The sequence below is a fragment of the Trinickia sp. genome, from assembly GCF_036503415.1.
Taxonomy (GTDB): domain Bacteria; phylum Pseudomonadota; class Gammaproteobacteria; order Burkholderiales; family Burkholderiaceae; genus Trinickia.
The window spans coordinates 24988-44527 of the sequence record NZ_DASXWY010000160.1 but is presented as its reverse complement, the minus strand read 5'-3'; the positions used below and the strand labels follow the sequence as shown (position 1 = coordinate 44527).

Sequence of the window (19540 nt, the reverse complement as noted above, 5' to 3'; positions counted from 1 at the left end):
GCCTGAGAGGTAGACCGGTCCGTCAACCGGGGGCGCCGTTGGCAATGAAAAAGGGCCGTGGCTTGCGCGCACGGCCCCGACGGACGGTGAAGAACGATTTTCGCCCGGGCACTCAGCCCGTATTGCGCAAGCCTGCGGCGATTCCGTTGATGGTCAGGTGAATGCCGCGCCGCAACCGCGCATTGGTATCGCCGGCGCGATGGCGCTTGAGCAGCTCGACTTGCAGGTGGTTGAGCGGATCGAGATAAGGGAAGCGGTTCTTGATCGAGCGCGCAAGCAGCGGATTATCGGAAAGGCGTTGTTCTTTCCCGGTGATCTGCGCGAGCGCCTCGGTGGTGCGCTCCCACTCGGCGACGATCCGTGAAAATACCTGCTGGCGCAGCTTCTTGTCTTCGACGAGCTGCGCATAGCGCGACGCAACGGCGAGGTCCGTCTTGGCCAGCACCATGTCCATGTTCGAGATCAGCGTCGAGAAAAAGGGCCAGCTCTTGTACATTTTCTGGAGCGTCGAGAGGCGCTGCGCTCGCTCCGCTTCGCTTGCAGCGCCGGCGATATGGGCCTGGACGGCGCTGCCGAAGCCGTACCAGCCCGTGAGCAGCAGCCGGCACTGGCCCCAGGAGAAGCCCCAGGGGATGGCGCGCAAGTCCTCGATGCGGCGGTGCTGCGGATCTTGCAGCTTGCGCGAGGCCGGGCGGCTGCCGATGTTCAGCTCGGCGATCTCGACGATGGGCGTGGCCTGGAAGAAATAGTCGGTGAAGCCGGGCGTCTCGTAGACGAGCGCGCGGTACGCGGCCATCGCCGCATCGGAGAGGGTCTGCATCGTCTGTTCGCTCTCGGGCAGACTCGCGGGCGCGTCGCCGTGCGGCAGCAGCGAGGCCTCGAGCGTCGCCGCGACGACCGTTTCGAGATTGCGGCGGCCGATCTCGGGGTTCGCGAATTTGCTGCCGATCACCTCGCCTTGCTCGGTCAGGCGGATCTGGCCGTCGACCGTGCCGGGCGGCTGCGAAAGAATCGCCTGGTAGGTCGGCCCGCCCCCGCGGCCCACGGTGCCGCCGCGGCCGTGAAAGAGCCGCAGCCTGACGCCGCGTTCCTTGAACAGCGCGACGAGCGCGAGCTCGGCACGATAAAGCTCCCAGTTCGAGGTCAAGAACCCGCCGTCCTTGTTGCTGTCCGAATAGCCCAGCATGACCTCCTGCTCGCTGCCTTGATGCGCGATGAGCGCATCGAGCCCCGGAAGCGCGAAGTACTCGCGCATGATGACGGGCGCGTTGCGCAAGTCGGCGATCGTCTCGAACAGCGGAATGACCATGAGCCCGTTACGCGCGCTCGCGTGCGTGGCCGCAAGCGTGCCTTCGAGCAGTCCAGTCTCCTTCTGGAGCAGCAGCACCTCGACGAGGTCGCTGACGGTCTCGGTATGCGAAATGATGTAGTTGCGCACGGCGCGCTTGCCGAACCGCTCGCGCATGACACGCGCCGTTTCGAGCACGCCCAGTTCGCTGCGCACGAGCTGCGAATACTCGAGATACGGAGAGCGCAACAGGCGCGGCTGTTCGAGCTCGGTCAGCAGCAGCCGCAGCTTGTCGGCTTCGGGCAGCGAGGCATAGTCGTCGTGTACGCCCGCGCGTTTGAACAGCTCGGCAATGACCGCTTCGTGCACATCGGAGCTCTGGCGCAAGTCGATGCTCGCCAGGTGAAAGCCGAATACTTCGGCCGAGCGCACGAGCGGCGCGAGCCTCGGCGCGATCAGCGTGCCGCCGTGATGCGCTTCGAGCGATTCGACGAGTACGTTCAGATCGCGCACGAACTCGGTGGCACCGGCATAGGGCGTCGCACGCACGGGCGGCGCGCCGTGGCCGGCGCTGCGCAGCGGCACCGTGCCTTCGCCGAGCCGCACGCGCACGCTCGCGGCAAGCCGCGTATAAACGCCGATCAACGCGCGGCGATACGGTTCGTCCACGCGATGCGGCGATTGATCCGGTGAAGCCTGGGCGAGCGTCTTCAGTGCCTCGCTGCAACCGGAGAGCATATTGGACACCGAGAGCTCGGCACCGAGCGCATGCACTTCCTCGAGATAGTGCTCGAAGATGACCGTGGCCTGGCGCGCGAGGGCATGCTCGAGCGTTTCGGCCGTGACATTCGGGTTGCCGTCGCGATCGCCGCCGATCCAGCTGCCCATCTGGAAAAAGGCGGGTAGTCGCTTGTCGAGCGCGTATCGGTCGCCGATCGCCTCCTCGATATCGGTGTAGAGCGCCGGTATTTCTCGCAGGAACGTCGCGCGGTAATACGACAGCGCGTTTTCGATTTCATCGGCGACGGTGAGTCGCGAATCGCGCAGCATGCGCGTTTGCCAGAGCGCCGAGACGCGGGCCCGCAGCAGCGCTTCGTTTTGCGCGCGCTCGCGCTCGGTGAGCGGTTGATCGCGCTCGGCCAGCAGCCGCGCGATATCGTGCTGCGCATCGAGAATGCTCTTGCGCTGCACTTCGGTCGGGTGTGCCGTGAGCACGGGTACGATCAGCGCGTCATCGAAAAAACGCTTGAGCATGTCGGCGTCGATGTTGCCCGAGCGCGTGAAACGCTCCAGCGCGTAGGCGACGGTGCCGGCCTGCGGAGCCGATCCGGCGAGCGCGTGAATGCGGCGGCGCCGGTTGTGATGGCGGTCTTCGGCGATGTTTGCCAGATGCGAGAAGTAGCTGAACGCCCGCACGACACTCACGGTCTGTTCGGGCGTGAGCGCGCGCAACTGCTTTTCGAGCGCCAGTGCGGCGCCGTGATCGTCCTCGCGCCGGAACTTGACGGCGTTCTGGCGAATCGTTTCGACGACGTCGAATACAGCGTCGCCCTCCTGTTCGCGCACGACGTCGCCGAGCAGGCGGCCGAGGTAGCGAATGTCCTGAAAGAGCGGCTGGTCCTTGTCGTCGCGCCCGCCGGGGGCGCCGGACGCGGGCGGCGTGGCGGCGCCTGGGGCGTCCGCGGGTGTGGGGTGCAATGCCTCGTTGGGGCGGGCGGCGTGTGCCGGTCCGTTAGACGTCACGGTGATGTCCTCAGTGAAGCTAGAGTCGATGGAGTGGCGGTCTCGTCATACCAAACGAGACCCATGACAGCAAAACTGATAAAACGGCGCCCGAGCCTTCGCGGCGTGCGCTTGTGGCGCAACGCACATCCCGATGCCGGGCGCCGCGCCGTGGAGCGCGGCCGCTTCCCGGCCGGCGCGAAAAATGGGGCAAGGCGTGCGTGCTACCATTCTTCGATGTTCGATCCCGTCATTCGAAATACCGATCAATGAATTCCGAGACGCATTTCCCCGCATCGCCCGCCACACTCGTCATTGCCTCGCGCGAGAGCCGTCTCGCGATGTGGCAGGCCGAGCATGTGCGCGATGCGCTGCACAAATTATATCCATCTTGCGAGCTACGAATTCTCGGAATGACGACGCAAGGCGATCGGATTCTCGATCGCACGCTCTCGAAGATCGGCGGCAAAGGGCTTTTCGTGAAGGAACTGGAGACCGCGCTGGCCGACGGCCGGGCCGATCTGGCGGTCCATTCGCTCAAGGACGTGCCGATGGATCTGCCCGAGGGCTTTGCGCTGGCTGCCGTCATGGAGCGCGAGGATGCGCGCGATGCTTTCATTTCGAACGACTACGCGAGCCTGGCCGCGCTGCCGCCCGGCAGCGTGGTCGGCACCGCGAGTCTGCGGCGCGAAGCCATGCTGCGTCTGCGCTATCCCCATCTGGTGGTCGAGCCGTTGCGCGGCAATCTCGACACGCGGCTCGGGAAGCTCGACCGCGGCCAGTATGCAGCCATCATTCTGGCCGCGGCCGGTTTGAAGCGGCTCGGGCTCGGCGCGCGTATCCGCGCACTGATCGAGACGGACGAGAGCCTACCGTTGGCCGGGCAGGGCGCGCTGGCCATCGAGGTGCGTGCCGATCGGGCCGACCTTGCCGCCTGGCTCGCGCCGCTCGATCACCGGCCGACGGCGCTCGCCGTGCAGGCTGAGCGGGCCGTATCGCGCAACCTGGGCGGCAGTTGCGACGTGCCGCTTGCGGCGCATGGCCACTGGGGTGGCGCCGGCAACCTGCATCTCGCGGGCCGCGTGTCGATGCCGGATGGCTCCCGCATAGCCTCGGCCGAGGTCGTCGCGCCGGTCGCGAGCGATGCCGAGGCACTGGCGCTCGGACGCCGGCTCGCTGAGGCGCTCGCCTTACAAGGTGCGCGTGAGATCATCGCGGCGCTGGCGGCGCAAAGCGGCGGCGAGTCTGCCGTTTGAGCCCGCGCGCCGCTCCGATGGCCGACTCCGTTTCCGATCCGCAGGGCGGTGGCCGCCCGGCCGGCGGCGATCGTGCCCGTGAAGCTCGCTCGTTTACTGCCGTTCTCACGCGCCCGGCCGGGCAGTCGGCCGCGCTTGCTGCGCGGCTGGCGCGAGACGGCATGGACGTATTCGAATTTCCGCTGATCGAAATTGCGCCCGTCGAGGACCCGCTGCCGCTGCGCGATGCGCTGGCAACGCTCGAGCGCTATGCGCTGGTCGTCTTCGTTTCGCCGAATGCGATCGACCACGGGCTTGCCGAGCTGAGCCTGCCGTGGCCGAAGGCCGTGCCTGCCGCGGCCATTGGGCCGGGTAGCGTCGCCGCGCTGGCGCGGCATGGTCTCGCGCCACCCGCGATCGAAGTGATCTGTCCCGCGGGCGCCGATGCACGCGAGGCGCGCGTCAACGGGGCCGGCAACGGCAACGGCGATGACGCCGCGAGCCAGCGGTTCGATTCCGAATCGCTCTGGGCCGCGCTCGAGGCGAGGTTCGGCGAAGGCGGCCTGGCCGCCAAGGATGTGCTGATCGTGCGCGGCGATGGTGGCCGCGAATGGCTCGCCGAGCGCTTGCGCGAGGCGGGCGCGAACGTTCGGGCCGTGGCCGCCTACCGACGCCGCGTGCCGCAAGCGAGCCCCGATGCATGGTCGCGCGCGCGCGCATTGTTGGCGGGCGTGCCGCATGCCTGGCTCGTGACGAGTTCCGAAGGCTTGCGCAACCTCGAGACGATGGCCCGAGCGCAATTACCGGCTGCCGAATTCAGCGCGCTCAGGCATGCTCCGCTCGTCGCTCCCCATCCGCGCATCGCCGAGACGGCGCGGGCATTGGGTTTTGATAGGATTACGCAATCCGGCCCCGGCGATGAACGCATCGCTGCGGCCTTGCGCGCCATTTCGGCATCGTCTCGCGCATCCTTCGATCAACCGGCTTCGGCCTCTTTTTCGGCTCCATTGCGCATGACTGACTCGAACCAGGATTCCCCGAACCCCGCCGAGCATGCGGCCTTCAACCAGCCGCAGTCCGGCGCGTTCGTCTATGACGAGCCGAAGCGCCGCCGGGGCGGCGGGGTGTTGCTTCTCTTGATCGTCGTGTTGGCGGTGGCCTGCGCGACCGGCATCGGCGCATACGCGCTCAATCGCAAGGTGGACCGCCTCGATGCGCGCGTCGCGGCACGGCAGCAGGCGATCGACGCTCAAGCGGCCGAGCTGCGCGTGAAGATCGATCAGGCGCTCGCCACCGTTCATCAGGTCGATGCGCAGTTCGCGCAACTGCAAGGCAAGCTCGCCGATGCGCAAACGGCTCAGCAGGCGCTGCAAAAGCAGTACGAGGATCTGGCGCGCAACCGCGACGACTGGACCTTCGCCGAAGTCGAGCAGATGCTCTCGAGCGCGAGCGAACAACTGCAACTGACCGGCAACACGCAGCTCGCCCTCTTTGCGCTGCAAAGCGCGGACACGCGGCTGGCAGCGCTCGCGAGCCCGCAGGCGATGCTGATGCGCCGCGCGATCGCGCAGGACATCGACAAGCTGAAGGCGACCCCTTCGGTCGATTTGACGGGCCTGGCGATCAAACTCGATGACGCGATCTCGCAGGTCGACTCGTTGCCGCTGCTGGGCGAGGCGCGCGTGCCCCGTCCCGCACCGGCGAGCAGCGTACCGGCCGCGGCTGGCGCAAGCGCGGCCGCGGCCGGCGAGCCTCGCTGGAAGGTCTGGTGGCGCGAGGTGTCTTCGGCCGTCGGCGTGGAACTCAAGGGGCTCGTGCAGGTCCGCCGTATCGACAATGCCGACGCGATGCTCAATACGCCCGAACAGGGCGAATACATCCGCGAAAACGTGAAGCTGCGGCTGTTGTCGGCGCGGCTCGCGCTGCTCTCGCGCAACCAGACGACGCTGAGGTCCGACCTGCAGGCCGCCGATGCCGCGCTCGCCCGCTACTTCGATGGCGGCGCAAGACGCGTGCAGTCCGTGCGCGCGCTTCTCAAGGAGGTGGGTGCCGGTGCGGCATCGGTCGAGACGCCGAACATCAACACGAGCTTGCAAGCCGTGCACAACACCAAGAGCCGGGGGTAACCATGGCACTCAGGGGACTCTTGTGGCTCGCACTGCTTTTCGCGCTCGCGGCCGCGCTTGCGACAGTGGGGCACTTCGATGCGGGGCAGGTGCTGCTCGTCTATCCACCGTATCGCGTCGACATTTCGCTGAATCTCTTCGTGGTCGGCATCGTGGTGCTGTTCGCGCTGCTTTACGCGCTCACGCGCATGGTGCGCAACATCTGGCAAATGCCGCGCCGCGTCGCCGCTTACCGGGCGCGCGCGAGAGAGGCCAAGGCGCATTCGGCGCTGCGCGAAGCCATCGGCAATCTGTACGCGGGGCGCTTCTCGCGAGCCGAGAAGGCAGCGCGCGAGGCGCTTGCGAGCCAGTCGAACAAGGGCGCGGCAGGACTCGTCGCGGCGGTGGCAGCGCATCGCATGCGCGAGTACATGCGACGCGACGAGTGGCTCGGGGCCATCGATGCGCCGGATTGGCAGGACGCCCGGCTCATGGCCAGCGCGGACATGCGCGCCGATGGCCGCGATCCCGAAGGCGCGCTGGCGGCGCTGACGGAGATGCAATCGCAAGGAGCCCGGCGTATTCATGCGCAGCAGATTGCACTGCGCGCGCAGCAGCAGCTCAAGAATTGGGGCGAGGTCCTCAAGCTCGTGAAGACGCTCGAAAAGCGCGAGGCCATCCATCCGGCCGTCGCGGTCAGGTTGCGTCAGCAGGCCGCGGAAAACCTGCTACGCGATCGGCGGCACGATGCCGAAGCGCTGTTGACGCTTTGGCATTCGCTGGCACCCGTCGAACGGCACTCGCCGCGGCTCGCCGATCTCGCGGCTGAGCTGCTGATCGCACTGAGTCGGCACGACGAGGCTCGCCGGATCGTCGAGGAGGCGTTGCAGCACAACTGGGATGCCCGGTTGCTGCGCCGCTATCCGGAGACGGCATTACCCGGCGAAGCGCTGCCGTTGATCCAAAAGGCCGAGGCTTGGCGCAAAACGCGCCCCGAGGATCCGGATCTGCTGTTCGCGCTGGGGCGCCTGTGCCTGCACCAGCAATTGTGGGGCAAGGCGCAGTCGTTCCTGGAATCGGCGCTCAGGCTCGCCGACGATAACGACGCCCTCGTGATCCGCACCCATCGTGCGCTTGCACGGTTATTCGAACAGCTCGGCGATACGGGTCGGGCCGGCGAACACTATCGTGCGAGTGCGCTGGCGATGAAGGTCGTCTGACGGCCGTCGGGGCACGCCTCGAAAGCGTGCTCCGGGGGGGCGACTCAAGACACTCTGAAGGCGAAGTCCGCGATGTTGTCGGCATCGAGCTTCGCGTTGGTCATCGGATGTTTGGGATTGCTGACGAGATACTTGGCCAGCTCCTTCATGTCCATGAACTCGACTCCCTTGTTGACCCTTGTGTCGAAGCCGCGCGACGGGTCCGATGCGACTGTGGCCAATCCGATCACTTTCTGAGCCGGGTTGTTCAAGGACAGTTCTTCGCCGAAAAGACCGACCGACGCGTTGTCCTTGCTGAACTCCCCGTCGCCTTCCTGGTTGTAGATGGCCGCATCCTTGAACTCATGGCGCTCGGCATCGGCCCTGGAAATGGGCCGCAACCGATCGAACGTCGCGACGATCTTCTCATAGGTCGCGATGTGCGCTTTGAGCTCGGCGATCGTGGCTCGCCGAGACCCGCCTCCGGCACGGACAACCGCCGATGCGATCTCTTCGGCCGATGCCCCCGGGTTCCGCGTGTGGATTCGAAAGGCGTATTGACCGTTGTCCTCCGCGTCGCTCCGAGCCGGCATCTCCAACGCGCTGTCCGGTGCGGCGCGCCGTGTGCGATCGGCCTCGACGGGACGCGAAGCCGGCGTGGCCGGTTGACCGGTCGTCCCGGAGGACGAAGCCGAGTTCGGACCCAGCGCTTCACGGAGCGCATTAGCGAGCGGCAGATTCCCCAGCAGTCCGATTTCGTGCATGTTGGGGAAATGCGATCGCAATACAGGCATCATTCGCCGGTTCACACGCGCTGGGTCCCCGTCGATCAACGCGGAGACGACGCCGTGCGCTTCAGTCAGGTCGACCCCTGCGCTTTGCAATTGCCGAACGATATCGCTTGCCTCGGGTGTCGATCCGCGCGGTGAGCCTCGGGATGGCGTAGCGGCGCCTGGCCGCGTTCCTCCGGCTGCTTGTCGCTGCGCGCCTGCGCTGCCCCGGGCGTGCTCCATGAGGCGCATCGCTCTGCTCACGTGCATCAGGGGATGATCGACGAGCGAGACGCCCTCCTCGATGCGGGTATCGATCCCGGCGCGTTCCAGTGCATTCCTGACATGGGCGGGCAAGTCCTGCCCCCAAACTAGAGTGTTCTCCAGGGCGTCGCGCACTTGCTGCATGTCGATACCCGATCGGGCCAGTCGCTCCAAAGCCGCACTGGCCGGTCGCAGATCCGCTCGGTGGGACCGGGCCTGCCGTGTCGGCGCGTTCGCCTCGCCTGCACGAGGCGGGGCGGGGGTTCTTCGCAATCCGCCGCCCATCGCTCCCTGTCGCGGTCCTGTCGGCGCACGGGGGGGCGAAAGGGCCGCCCGCGGTGACGAGGGCGCCGCTCTGCCAAGCGCGTCGCGAAGCGCAACGGCAAGTGGATCGCGTTCATCGAGGCCGATCATCACCATATTGGGAAAGTGTTGCACCAAAACGCGCATCGTTCGGCCGTCGACGTTCCGCGGCTCTCCGTTGATCAAACCGGATACGGTTTCATGCGCGTGACGGAGATCGACCCCGGCACTCCGAAGTTGTTCGACGATGCCATCCGCGTTTGGCGCGCGTGTGCGTTGTTCCAACCGCGGCGGCGTGGCGGCGCTTGGGGCCGCGGAGGTCGGGCGCGAGCCGCTCGGCGCCCGCGCGCCCGCGCGGGGCGGCGTTTGCCGCGCCATCACTTCCTCCCCGTGGCCGCGCGGCAGCGCCTCCAACCGCCGAAGTGCCGCGGCCGCGCCTCGCGGCGGTGTCGCCGGCGTGGAGCGCGCATCACGACCCGCTGACGATTCCGCGCCGACGCTGCCTTGCGCTTGCGGCGCCGCGTTCGTTGTCCGGAACGGGCGCGTGAGGAAGCCTAATACGCCATGACGCCGGCGCTCGCCGGATGCTCGGCCGCTGTCGTTGGACCCGTTGGGGCTTCGCGTCGGCGTTTCATTGCCGAGTCGCTCCGCCGACGGGGAGTGGATGGGGCTCGTTCTACTGATTCCGGGCATGGGGCCTTTTCCTCCGGCGGACCGTTTTGGATACGGTTCCAGCCTATGCCGCGATGCCCGAATGTCTGCGTAATACCGGCGAAAAGCATAGGCCGCCAGCGAACGGCGCTGGCGGCGAGCATCGTCGACCCTACTTGTTCACGAGCCGAGCCGGCACGCTCAGCGCGAGGAGTGCGCCGAGCACCATGAAGGCGGCGAGTAGATACATGCCCATATCGTTGACGCCCGTGGCCTGTTTGAGCCAGCCCATCGCATAAGGACCGAGAAAACCGGCCAGATTGCCGATCGAATTGACCATCGCGATGCCGGCTGCGGCACCCGCGCCGGCGAGAAACGCCGTCGGCAAGCTCCAAAAAAGCGGCAGCGACGTAATGATGCCGGCCGTTGCCAGCGTGAGCGCCGCCATCGCCAGGGCCGTCTGGTGGGCCCAGGTCACCGAGAGGACGAGCCCGACCGCGCCGGCGAGCGCGGGCAATGCGACATGCCAACGCCGCTCGCGCCGCTTGTCCGCGCTCCGCGCGACGAGCAGCATCGCGACGACGGCGGCAGCGAACGGAATCGCCGAAAGCAACCCGATGATGAACGAATCCGTCACGCCCGTTGCCTTGATGATCGTCGGCAGCCAGAAGCTCACGCCGTAGAGTCCGACCACGAAAGAGAAATAAATGAAGCTCATGAGCCACACCCGCGGGCTCGTCAGCACGGCGCCGAGTTTCAGATCTTCCTTGCCTGTGTCCTCCGCTTCGATGTTGCGTGCGAGCAATCGTTTCTCGTCGTCCGTCAGCCAGCGCGCGTGAACGATGCGATCGTCGAGCGCAGCCAGTACGACGAGGCCCGCAACGATGGACGGTATGCCTTCGAGCAGAAACAGCCATTGCCATCCGTGCCAGCCGTTCGCACCGTGAAAAGCCTTGAGGATGTAGCCCGAGATCGGACCGCCGACCACACCCGAGAGTGCCACGGCCGTCATGAACCAGGTCGTCATGCGCCCGCGCCGGTTGGCGGGGTACCAGTAGGTGAGGTAGAGGATGATGCCGGGGAAGAATCCCGCTTCGGCGAGCCCCAGCAAGAAGCGCATGACATAGAACATGGCGGACGTGGTGACGAACATCGTCAACACGGACACGAGCCCCCAGGTAATCATGATCCGCGCAATCCATACCCGCGCGCCGACACGGTGCAGGATCAGGTTGCTCGGAACTTCGAAAATGAAGTAGCCGAGAAAGAAGATTCCTGCGCCGAGCCCGTAGACCGCGTCGCTCAGATGCAGATCGGTCGCCATCTGCAGCTTGGCGAAGCCGACGTTGACCCGATCGAGATACGCGACGAGGTAGCAGATCAGCAGTAGCGGCAAAATGCGCAGCGAGACTTTGCGGTAAGTCGCTTCTTCGAAGCTCGACGATTGCGCGTCACCGGGTGTCGAGAGCGGGTCCAGGCCCGCGCGAGGTTGATTCATGATGTGTCTCCTCCAATGGAGTAGGCGTTGGCAGCAAGCGGGCGTGCATACGCCCGTCCCGTGCAAGGCACTTGTTGTATGGAATGAGCGGCGATACGAGAGCGAAACGTGAAAAATGCAACCCAGCGGCCGGAGCGGGCGAAACCGCCCCGGGGCACATCAAACGCAGCGTCCGCCATCGACTTCGAGGCACACGCCGGTAATGAATTCGGCTTCGTCGGATGCGAGAAAGAGCGCGGCGTTCGCGACATCCTGCGGCGTCGAAAACCGGCCCAGCGGAATGCCGGCCAAAAAACGTTGGCGGTTGGCGGGCGTGTCTTCCATGCCCATGAACTCGGAGAGCAACGCGGTCTCGCCGATCACCGGATTCACGCAGTTCACGCGGATGCGGTCGCTGCCGAGCTCGGCAGCCAGCGACTTGCTGGCGACGATGACGGCGCCCTTGCTCCCGTTGTACCAGACGAGTCCGGGGCGCGGACGCACGCCGGCGGTCGAGGCGATGTTCACGAAAACGCCGCCGCCTTGCTGACGGAAGTACGGCACGAACGCTTGCACGCTCCAGAAGATGCTCTTCACGTTGACCGCATGCACGCGGTCGAACTCTGCTTCCGTCACATCGAGGACAGGCTTGTTGCGGTGGGTGGTCCCCGCGTTGTTGACGACGATCTGCACGCTCTTGAAGTCTTCGAGCGCCGCCTCGCGCAGCGTTTGCCAATCGGCGAGCCGGGCGACGTCGCCCGCCACCGCGATCGCGCGGCCGCCCGCGAGCGCGATCTCGCTGGCGACGCGCTCCGCGGCCGCACCGTTCAGATCGTTGACGACGACATTGGCGCCTTCGCGCGCGAATGTCCTGGCGATTCCTTCGCCGAAGCCCGAGCCGCCGCCCGTGACGATAGCCGTTTTGCCAGTCAGTCGCATCGTGTCTCCTGATTTTGTGTTTTGAGCGATAGTGCTCCGACGGCGCACGGCAGGCAAGAGGCAAATTCGAGGAGCGCCAGGCGCGTCGGGCGAAGGCACGGCACGGCACGAAAGCCGTTCTGTGCCGTGCCGCCGGACAAACGATGAAACGCAGCCTTTGATTCAGCCGTGACGAATCGCGATCGTCTTGAGCGTCGTAAAGCCGTGCAGCGCTTCCAGGCCTTTTTCCCGCCCGAATCCCGAATGCCCCGTGCCGCCGAACGGCAGTTCGACTCCGCCGCCCGCGCCGTAGTTGTTGATGAAGACCTGACCCGCGCGAATGCTGCGCGCGAGCCTGAATTGCCGCGCGCCGTCGCGCGTCCATATGCCCGCGACGAGGCCGTACGGCGTGCTGTTGGCAAGGGCAACGGCATCGGCTTCGTCCTCGAAAGGCATGGCGGCGAGCACGGGTCCGAAGATTTCCTCGCGCGCGATGCGATGCGTGCGAGGCACGTCGGCGAGCAGCGTCGGCGGCTGATAAAAGCCGCTCGGATGGGCTCCCGAGAGGATCGAGCCTTGTCCCGCGACGCGGATGCCGTCGCGCCTGGCAAGTGCGACGAATTCCGCGACGCGCTGCTGTTGCTTCGCGTTGATGAGCGGGCCGCAATCGGCTTCGGTCTGGCCCGGGCCCGCGCGCAGCGCATCGAATGCGCAGGCGAGGCGGTCCACGAGCGGCGCGTAGATCGCGCGCTCGATCAGCACGCGCGAACCCGCGGAACAGGTCTGGCCCGCGTTCTGGAGAATGGCCGACATGAGCGTCGGCATGGCCGCGTCGAGATCGGCGTCGGCAAAGACGATCTGCGGCGATTTACCGCCGAGCTCGAGCGTCACCGGCGCGTAGTGCTCGGCCGCCATTTGCGCGACGAGCGCGCCGGTCCCGGGAGAGCCGGTGAACGAAATATGGTCGACGCCCGGGTGGCGCGCAAGCGCCGCGCCAGCCTCGTCGCCATAACCGGTGACCACGTTCAGCGTGCCGGCGGGCAGACCGGCTTCGGCGGCAAGCGAAGCCATGCGCAAGACAGACAAACAGGCGTCCTCCGCCGGCTTCACGACGCAGGCATTGCCGGCTGCGAGCGACGCGGCGATGCTGCGTCCGAAAATCTGCATCGGATAGTTCCACGGCACGATGTGCCCGGTCACGCCGTGCGGTTCGCGCACGGTAAGCACCGTGTAGCCGTTTTGATAGGGCAGCGTCTCGCCGTGCAGCTTGTCCGCGGCGCCGGCATAGAACTCGAAATACCGCGCGAGTGCGGCGGCATCCGCGCAGGCCTCTCTGAGCGGCTTGCCCGTGTCGCGGGCCTCGAGCTCGGCAAGCTCGTCGCGATGGGTCGTGACGAGCGCCGAGAGGCGGTACAACAGGCGCCCCTTTTCGGCGGCGCTCAACAAGCCCCAGGGCCCCTCGAACGCCGCGCGCGCACAGCTCACTGCCGCGTCGATATCGGCGGCGTTGCCGCGCGCAATGCGCGTGAAGACCTGCCCCGTCGACGGGTTGACGACATCGATGGTTTCTCGGCTCGACGGCGTAATCCATTCACCGCCGACGAAGTGTTTCGCTTCCTCCATGCAAGGCTCCCAAGTAAAGTCCGAACCGTCAGTCGAAACGCAGCGAGCGTCGATTATCGCGCCGATCGCCGAGGCGCCACCGCCAAAGTGCGCGTTTGCCGCTCGGCTATAATGGCGCGCAGCGCTTATGCCGGGGCCGCCGCAATACGTTGGATTCGGCCGCCCGACGCTTTCCTTTCACTTCCCTCACGAGAACGTCATGAGCTTCAATCACGTCCCCCCGGGCAAGGATCTTCCGCAAGACTTCAACGTCATCATCGAAATCCCGGCGCAGAGCGATCCGGTGAAATACGAAGCGGACAAGGAACTTGGTCTGCTCGTCGTCGACCGCTTCATTGGCACGGGCATGCGCTACCCCGTGAACTACGGCTATATTCCTCAGACGCTTTCGGGCGACGGTGACCCCGTCGACGTCCTCGTCATCACGCCGTTCCCTCTGATCCCCGGATGCGTCGTACGTTCACGCGCGCTCGGAATGTTGCAAATGACGGACGAGTCCGGCGTCGATGCGAAGCTCGTCGCGGTGCCGCACGACAAACTGTGCCCGATGACGGCACACATGAAATCGATCGACGACGTTCCGGCGTACCTGAAGGACCAGATCAAGCACTTCTTCGAGCAATACAAGGCGCTCGAAAAGGGCAAGTGGGTCAAGGTCGAGGGCTGGGCCGGCATCGACGCGGCCCACAAGGAAATCGTGGACGGCGTGGCCAACTACAAGAAGTGATCCGACGTGCCGCGCGCGGCACGCTCCAACACCGACGCGAGCGTGAGTTCGCCCGCGGCCAGTGCGCGCTTTTGCGTCGGTGACAGACGCTTGACCCGATATTCGGCGCGCAACGCGCTCGAACGATCGTCGAGCTCGAATCTCGCCAGCACGCATATCGGTTTGCGCGCACGCGTATATCGCGCGCCGGTGCCGTTCGCGTGCTTGGCGAAGCGCGCGTCGACATCCGTGGCGATGCCGGTATAGACGCTGCCGTCGGCGCATTCGATCAAATATAGAAACCAGGCCATCGTGGGTCGTCGTCGAATCGGAGTTCGCTATTTTTTGAACGGATCGTGCTCGCGCAATTCGTCGACATGCGCTTCGATCAGATTGGCCTCATTATCCAGAAAACGTCCGACGGCGTCGGCGAACGCGGGATGGCCGAGCCAATGCGCCGAGTGCGTGACCTTCGGCATGAAGCCGCGCGCCATCTTGTGTTCGCCTTGCGCACCGCCTTCGAATACGGCGAGCTTCTCTTCGATGCAAAATTCGAGCGGCTGATAATAGGCCGTTTCGAAGTGCAGGCATGGTACGTGCTCGACGGCGCCCCAATAACGGCCGTAGAGCGTGCCGCCCGTTCGCTCGTCGCGCTGATAGACGACGAGCGAACTCGCGATCGGCCGGCCTTCGCGCTCGGCGATGACGAGCAGCAGGTTCTCGGGCATCGAAGCGCCGATCATGCGAAAAAACTCGAGATTCAGGTACGGCGACGAGAAGTGCTCCCGGTACGTTTGCCGATAGCAGCGCGTGAAAAAACGCCAGTCGTCGTCGGTCGCCTGTTCGCCGCGCACGCGGCGCAGCGTCACACCGGCGTCATGGACCTTGCGCCGCTCGGCGCGGATATTCTTGCGTTTTTTCTGCTCGAGCGTCGCGAGAAAATCGTCGAAATCGCGGTAACCCGGGTTCACCCAGTGGAACTGGATGCCTTCGCGCAGCATCATCCCGAGCGCCGCTAGCGTATCGGCTTCGTCCGCCGTCGGGAAGAGCACGTGCAGCGACGACACGTCCGATTGCTCGGCAAGCGTGATGATCGAAGCCGCGAGCTGACGCCGCGCCGCGTCATCGACCGCGATGAGCCGGGTGCCTTGTACGGGTGTGAACGGCACTGCGCAGACGAGCTTCGGGTAGTACTCGAGTCCGTTGCGCTGATACGCGTCGGCCCAGGCCCAATCGAACACGTACTCGCCGTACGAGTGGCTCTTGACGTAAAGCGGCGCCGCTGCCGCGAGCGCGCCGCTCGTGGCATCGACGAGTGTGACGAAGCGCATCGCCCACCCGGTACGCTCGGTCGTGCAATGTGTTGCAGTGAGTGCGCTCAGAAATTCGTGACGTAAAAACGGCGTCGGTTGCGGCTGCCGTGCGAGCAGCGCATTCCACTGGCGCGCGTCGACCTCGTCCAAGGACGAGAGAATGCCCATGCGATAATCGATGCGTTCGTGTTTCACTTGTGTAGACCGTGTTCGTCGCCTGTTCGTCGCAGCATGCGAGCGGTCATGGTAATGCAATCCGCCACGTCGCGATGCTGCGCATCGAATGAAGCTTGCCTCGGACGCGGCGTAAAATCGTGCCATTCCATCGAAAGACCGAAACGAGGCTCAGCCATGAAACGCATTACCGCAATCATCAAACCGTTCAAGCTCGACGAAGTGCGCGAGGCGCTCGCCGAAGTGGGGTTGACCGGCCTGACGGTGACCGAGGTCAAGGGTTTCGGCCGGCAAAAAGGGCACACCGAACTTTATCGCGGTGCCGAATATGTCGTCGATTTCCTGCCGAAAGTGAAGATCGAAGTCGTGGTGGCCGACCGGCAGTGCGATCAAGTGATCGACGCCATCATCGGTGCCGCGCGCACAGGCAAGATCGGCGACGGCAAGATCTTCGTGACCGATGTCGAGCGCGTGATCCGTATCCGCACGGGCGAAGAAAACGAAGCGGCCGTTTGATGCCGCGGCCGGGCCTGCCAATGAGCGCATGCCCGCAAACATAAAAAAAACGGTGCGATGCCCTGACGGACACCGCACCGATACGCGCCTCTCGCAGCAGCGTTAAAACTGATGAAGTAAAACTTTTCTGACTACCCCGTTCGATTAGAACGTGTGCTGGATACCAGCATAGACGCCGGTCTGGCTGTGGCCATGCAGCGGGTTCTCGTTGAAGCCGGCCGCGGTGTTGCCGCCGTTGCCGAACGCGTTGGCATCGAGGCCGAAGTTAGCCGACTTGCTGTTGCGCACGGTCGCGACCTGGAAGTCGAGCAGCGTGCGCTTGGACAGGTTGTACGTGCCACCGACGGTGTAGATCGTCGCGTTGCCGAAGCCGTGGTTCGTGTTCACGTGGTACACCGCACCGATCAACGCTGCAGCCGGCGTAGCTTGCCACGTCACGCCGCCCCATTCGTGATCGATCGAGCTCGGAGCGCTGAGGCCGCCCGTGAAGCCCGACGTACGCAGAGCTTGATAGACGCCTTGAATCTTGACCGGTCCGAGGAACACGTTCACGCCCGCCGTGTACTCGCGCGAGAACGAGAATGCACCGTCGGCGCCGCTCAGGACACCGTTGGCCGGATTGCGGATCTCGTCATAGATACCGCGCACCTGGAAGATCGGGCTCGTGTACGTCACTTGCAAGCCCGCTTCGCGGCCTTGTGCCGTCGTGCCGTTGCCGTTCCAGCTCGTCGCGTTCGACAGCGCGTACTGGCCGTAGACGTCGAAGCCGCCCCAGTTCGGCGATTGGTACGCGACGTTGTTGCTCGATTGCGGCCAGTTGCGGCCACGCACGAGCGATGCCGACGACCAGTTCGATTGACCGAACGGATCGAAGTCCCACACGCCGTTGGCGATGTAGAGCATGCGGCCCATCGTGAACGTACCGTAGTTGGCGTTAGACAGGCCGACGGTTGCCCAACGATTGAAGAGACCGCCGCCGCCGGGGCCTGCGCCGGTCATCGTGTTGAAGCTGCCTTCCAACTTGAACACGACCTTATTGCCGCCGCCGATGTCTTCCGTACCCTTCATGCCCCACAGGCTCGTGCCCCAGTCACCGCTTTCCGCGCGCCAACGGGAGGTCGACCCGGTGTAGCTGGCGTTCGGCAAGCCGCTGATGTACTCGAGACCCGCATCGAGGCGGCCATACAACGTCACGCTGCTTTGAGCGTGAGCGATGACGCCTGCCGACATGAGTGCCGCGGCGAGCAATGCTTTCTTCATCTTCTCCTCCATACCCTGTCAAAAAGTGAAGCCATACTGCGAATAGCGCCCGGGCGGCGTGAGACGCCCGGGCGGGAATCCGACTTCAGGGAGATCGCTCGCGGAAAGGGCGCGACCGGCGCGCTCTGGTGGCCGTTCCGGTCCGCTCCGATGGCGGAACGGCGTCTCCTTCTTTGAAGTAAAACTACATTTGTGGCGTTGCGTTTTGCTACTTTGGTTACTAATTTAGCAAAAATAGACAGGGGTGGGTATAGAAATACGGCTAGCGGACGGACCTGTCGCCAAATTGCCATACGGTTGTGTCCCGTTATGCAACACCCGCGCGGGATGCACCGCGCTAACCCTTGTGCCATAAGGGGCGGCCGATGGGTCGCAGGTTGAGTCCAGGAATTTCGCTATTGACGCGGGAAATTGGCGGGGGTAATGCGTCGCGCCAATGAAAAAGGCGCCGAGGCGCCTTTGAAGTTCGGGGGGAAGGCCCGCCACCCCGTGGGCGGCACCGGCCGCGCGAAACGGCTACTTGAGGCTGCCGGACAGGAATTGCCGGAGCCGTTCGCTTTTGGTATGGCCGAAGACGTCGTTGGGCGCGCCTTCTTCTTCGATGCGCCCCTGATGCAAAAAGACGACATGGTTCGAGACGTTGCGCGCGAAACTCATCTCGTGCGTCACGACAACCATCGTGCGTCCTTCTTCGGCGAGTTTCTGCATGACCTTCAGCACTTCGCCGACGAGCTCCGGATCGAGCGCCGAAGTCGGCTCGTCGAAGAGCATGACGTCGGGATGCACGGCCAGTGCCCGCGCGATCGCCACGCGTTGCTGCTGTCCGCCCGACAGGTGCGACGGATATTGTTTTTCGAGCCGCGGCGCGAGCCCGACCTTCTCGAGATACGTACGCGCGCGTTCCTCGGCTTCGCGCCGCGGCAGCCCGAGCACGTGAATCGGCGCCTCGACGACGTTTTCGAGCACCGTCATGTGCGCCCACAAATTGAAGTGCTGAAACACCATCGCCAGCTTCGTGCGCATGCGTTGGAGTTGCTTGGGATCGGCCGCGCGCAGCGCTCCGGTCCGGTCTTTCCTGGTCAGGATCTCCTCGCCGTCGACCAGGATGCGCCCGGCGCTCGGCTGCTCGAGAAAGTTGATGCAGCGAAGCATGGTGCTCTTGCCCGAGCCCGACGAGCCGATGACGCTGATGACGTCGCCCGCATTGGCCTTGAGCGAGACGCCTTTGAGGACCTCGTGGTCTCCGTAGTACTTGTACAGTTCGTCGATGAAAAGCTTTTGCATCGGGTGAGATCCGGGTTACTTGCCTTGCGGCCGCAAATAGGCGAGCCAATGCTGTTCCGCGCGGCGAAAGAGGCCGACGAGCGCGAACGAGATCGCCAGATAGAGCAGGGCGGCGATGCCGAACGCGTGAAACGACATGTAGGTGGCCGAATTGACGTCGCGCGCGATCTTGAGAATGTCGGGCACGGTCGCGGTAAAGGCGACGGTCGTCGCGTGCAGCATCAGAATGACTTCGTTGCTGTAAAGCGGCAGAGCGCGGCGCAGTGCGGACGGCAGGATGATGCGCCGATAGACCGTGAAGCGCGACATGCCGTAGGCGCGCGCAGCTTCGATCTCGCCGTACGCGGTGGCCTTGATCGAGCCCGCGAAGATTTCGGTCGTGTAGGCGCAGGTGTTCAGCGTGAACGCGAGCAGCGTGCAGTGCATGCCGTCGCGGAAGAACTCGTTGAGGAGCGCGTGCGAGCGTACGACTTCGAGGCTATAGAGGCCGGTATAGCAAAGCAGCAACTGCACGTACAGCGGCGTGCCGCGGAAGATGTACGTATAGAGCCAGACCGGGCCCGAGATCAGGCGATTCTTCGATACGCGCGCCACCGCCAGCGGCACCGACAGGCAAAAGCCGATGCCGATCGATACGACGAGCAGCCACATCGTGATTGCCAGCCCGGTGATGCGAAACCCATCGGTGAAAAGATAATTGCGCCAGTACTCGTGAATCAGCTCGATCATGGC

The 19540-nt window shown here is 64.9% G+C and carries 14 protein-coding genes and 1 pseudogene; 5 read left to right on the top strand and 10 right to left on the bottom strand.

What is annotated here, in order from left to right; genetic code table 11:
• Nucleotides 1-112 precede the first annotated feature (112 nt).
• The gene (gene ppc / locus VGL01_RS19965) at nt 113-2986 is read right to left on the bottom strand and encodes a phosphoenolpyruvate carboxylase (RefSeq protein WP_414720308.1); all 2874 of its coding nucleotides are present in this window, start codon (nt 2984-2986) and stop codon (nt 113-115) included.
• A gap of 293 nt (nt 2987-3279) precedes the next feature.
• Here ppc and hemC point away from each other — a divergent pair, with 293 nt between their 5' ends.
• From hemC to VGL01_RS19950, 3 genes are read left to right on the top strand one after another with little or no spacing between them, the layout of a single operon-like run.
• The gene (gene hemC / locus VGL01_RS19960) at nt 3280-4266 is read left to right on the top strand and encodes a hydroxymethylbilane synthase (RefSeq protein ID WP_331572375.1); all 987 of its coding nucleotides are present in this window, start codon (nt 3280-3282) and stop codon (nt 4264-4266) included.
• 17 nt (nt 4267-4283) lie between these two features.
• On the top strand, nt 4284-6371 hold the full coding sequence (gene hemDX, locus VGL01_RS19955; RefSeq protein ID WP_331572373.1) for a fused uroporphyrinogen-III synthase HemD/membrane protein HemX: 2088 nt from the start codon (nt 4284-4286) through the stop codon (nt 6369-6371).
• 2 nt (nt 6372-6373) lie between these two features.
• On the top strand, nt 6374-7570 hold the full coding sequence (locus tag VGL01_RS19950) for a heme biosynthesis protein HemY (protein WP_331572372.1): 1197 nt from the start codon (nt 6374-6376) through the stop codon (nt 7568-7570).
• A 44-nt stretch (nt 7571-7614) separates the two neighbouring features.
• Here the strand turns inward: VGL01_RS19950 and VGL01_RS19945 are convergent, their stop codons facing one another.
• The 4 genes from VGL01_RS19945 to VGL01_RS19930 form a co-directional block, all read right to left on the bottom strand.
• Complete coding sequence (locus VGL01_RS19945) at nt 7615-8868, bottom strand: hypothetical protein (protein ID WP_331572389.1); 1254 nt, start codon at nt 8866-8868, stop codon at nt 7615-7617.
• A gap of 841 nt (nt 8869-9709) precedes the next feature.
• The gene (locus tag VGL01_RS19940) at nt 9710-11035 is read right to left on the bottom strand and encodes an MFS transporter (protein ID WP_331572371.1); all 1326 of its coding nucleotides are present in this window, start codon (nt 11033-11035) and stop codon (nt 9710-9712) included.
• A gap of 159 nt (nt 11036-11194) precedes the next feature.
• Complete coding sequence (locus VGL01_RS19935) at nt 11195-11953, bottom strand: SDR family oxidoreductase (RefSeq protein WP_173260608.1); 759 nt, start codon at nt 11951-11953, stop codon at nt 11195-11197.
• Between the two features lie 162 nt (nt 11954-12115).
• Nucleotides 12116-13555 carry an aldehyde dehydrogenase family protein gene (locus VGL01_RS19930; protein WP_331572369.1) on the bottom strand — a complete coding sequence of 480 codons (1440 nt, stop codon included), beginning with the start codon at nt 13553-13555 and terminating at the stop codon, nt 12116-12118.
• A gap of 199 nt (nt 13556-13754) precedes the next feature.
• On the opposite strand from VGL01_RS19930, the gene ppa reads away from it, so the two are divergent.
• On the top strand, nt 13755-14282 hold the full coding sequence (gene ppa, locus VGL01_RS19925; protein ID WP_331572367.1) for an inorganic diphosphatase: 528 nt from the start codon (nt 13755-13757) through the stop codon (nt 14280-14282).
• Here the strand turns inward: ppa and VGL01_RS19920 are convergent.
• Nucleotides 14282-14572: pseudogene (locus VGL01_RS19920) on the bottom strand (GIY-YIG nuclease family protein); the annotation flags it as partial. The gene ppa and the pseudogene VGL01_RS19920 overlap by 1 nt on opposite strands.
• Nucleotides 14573-14599: 27 nt before the next feature.
• Nucleotides 14600-15769: a GNAT family N-acetyltransferase gene (locus VGL01_RS19915; protein WP_331572365.1), complete on the bottom strand. Its 1170-nt coding sequence runs from the start codon at nt 15767-15769 to the stop codon at nt 14600-14602.
• A 156-nt stretch (nt 15770-15925) separates the two neighbouring features.
• Between VGL01_RS19915 and VGL01_RS19910 the strand changes: the two genes are divergently transcribed.
• The gene (locus VGL01_RS19910; protein WP_173260618.1) at nt 15926-16264 is read left to right on the top strand and encodes a P-II family nitrogen regulator; all 339 of its coding nucleotides are present in this window, start codon (nt 15926-15928) and stop codon (nt 16262-16264) included.
• A gap of 144 nt (nt 16265-16408) precedes the next feature.
• Here VGL01_RS19910 and VGL01_RS19905 read toward each other — a convergent pair whose 3' ends face one another.
• From VGL01_RS19905 to VGL01_RS19895, 3 genes are all read right to left on the bottom strand, one after another.
• A complete protein-coding gene (locus VGL01_RS19905; protein ID WP_331572363.1) occupies nt 16409-17524 on the bottom strand; it encodes a porin in 1116 nt (371 codons plus the stop codon).
• 516 nt (nt 17525-18040) lie between these two features.
• Nucleotides 18041-18808 carry an ABC transporter ATP-binding protein gene (locus VGL01_RS19900; protein WP_331572362.1) on the bottom strand — a complete coding sequence of 256 codons (768 nt, stop codon included), beginning with the start codon at nt 18806-18808 and terminating at the stop codon, nt 18041-18043.
• Between the two features lie 15 nt (nt 18809-18823).
• Entirely contained in the window at nt 18824-19537 is a 714-nt protein-coding gene (locus tag VGL01_RS19895; protein WP_331572361.1) for an ABC transporter permease, read from the bottom strand.
• Nucleotides 19538-19540 lie beyond the last annotated feature (3 nt).

Excerpts from the sequence above, each read along its gene's own strand:
- hemC (WP_331572375.1), top strand. The coding sequence starts at position 3,280 with ATGAATTCCGAGACGCATTTCCCCGCATCGCCCGCCACACTCGTCATT.
- hemDX (WP_331572373.1), top strand. The coding sequence starts at position 4,284 with ATGGCCGACTCCGTTTCCGATCCGCAGGGCGGTGGCCGCCCGGCCGGC.
- VGL01_RS19950 (WP_331572372.1), top strand. The coding sequence starts at position 6,374 with ATGGCACTCAGGGGACTCTTGTGGCTCGCACTGCTTTTCGCGCTCGCG.
- VGL01_RS19945 (WP_331572389.1), bottom strand. The coding sequence starts at position 8,868 with ATGGGCGGCGGATTGCGAAGAACCCCCGCCCCGCCTCGTGCAGGCGAG.
- VGL01_RS19940 (WP_331572371.1), bottom strand. The coding sequence starts at position 11,035 with ATGAATCAACCTCGCGCGGGCCTGGACCCGCTCTCGACACCCGGTGAC.
- VGL01_RS19935 (WP_173260608.1), bottom strand. The coding sequence starts at position 11,953 with ATGCGACTGACTGGCAAAACGGCTATCGTCACGGGCGGCGGCTCGGGC.
- VGL01_RS19930 (WP_331572369.1), bottom strand. The coding sequence starts at position 13,555 with ATGGAGGAAGCGAAACACTTCGTCGGCGGTGAATGGATTACGCCGTCG.
- ppa (WP_331572367.1), top strand. The coding sequence starts at position 13,755 with ATGAGCTTCAATCACGTCCCCCCGGGCAAGGATCTTCCGCAAGACTTC.
- VGL01_RS19910 (WP_173260618.1), top strand. The coding sequence starts at position 15,926 with ATGAAACGCATTACCGCAATCATCAAACCGTTCAAGCTCGACGAAGTG.
- VGL01_RS19905 (WP_331572363.1), bottom strand. The coding sequence starts at position 17,524 with ATGAAGAAAGCATTGCTCGCCGCGGCACTCATGTCGGCAGGCGTCATC.
- VGL01_RS19900 (WP_331572362.1), bottom strand. The coding sequence starts at position 18,808 with ATGCAAAAGCTTTTCATCGACGAACTGTACAAGTACTACGGAGACCAC.
- VGL01_RS19895 (WP_331572361.1), bottom strand. The coding sequence starts at position 19,537 with ATGATCGAGCTGATTCACGAGTACTGGCGCAATTATCTTTTCACCGAT.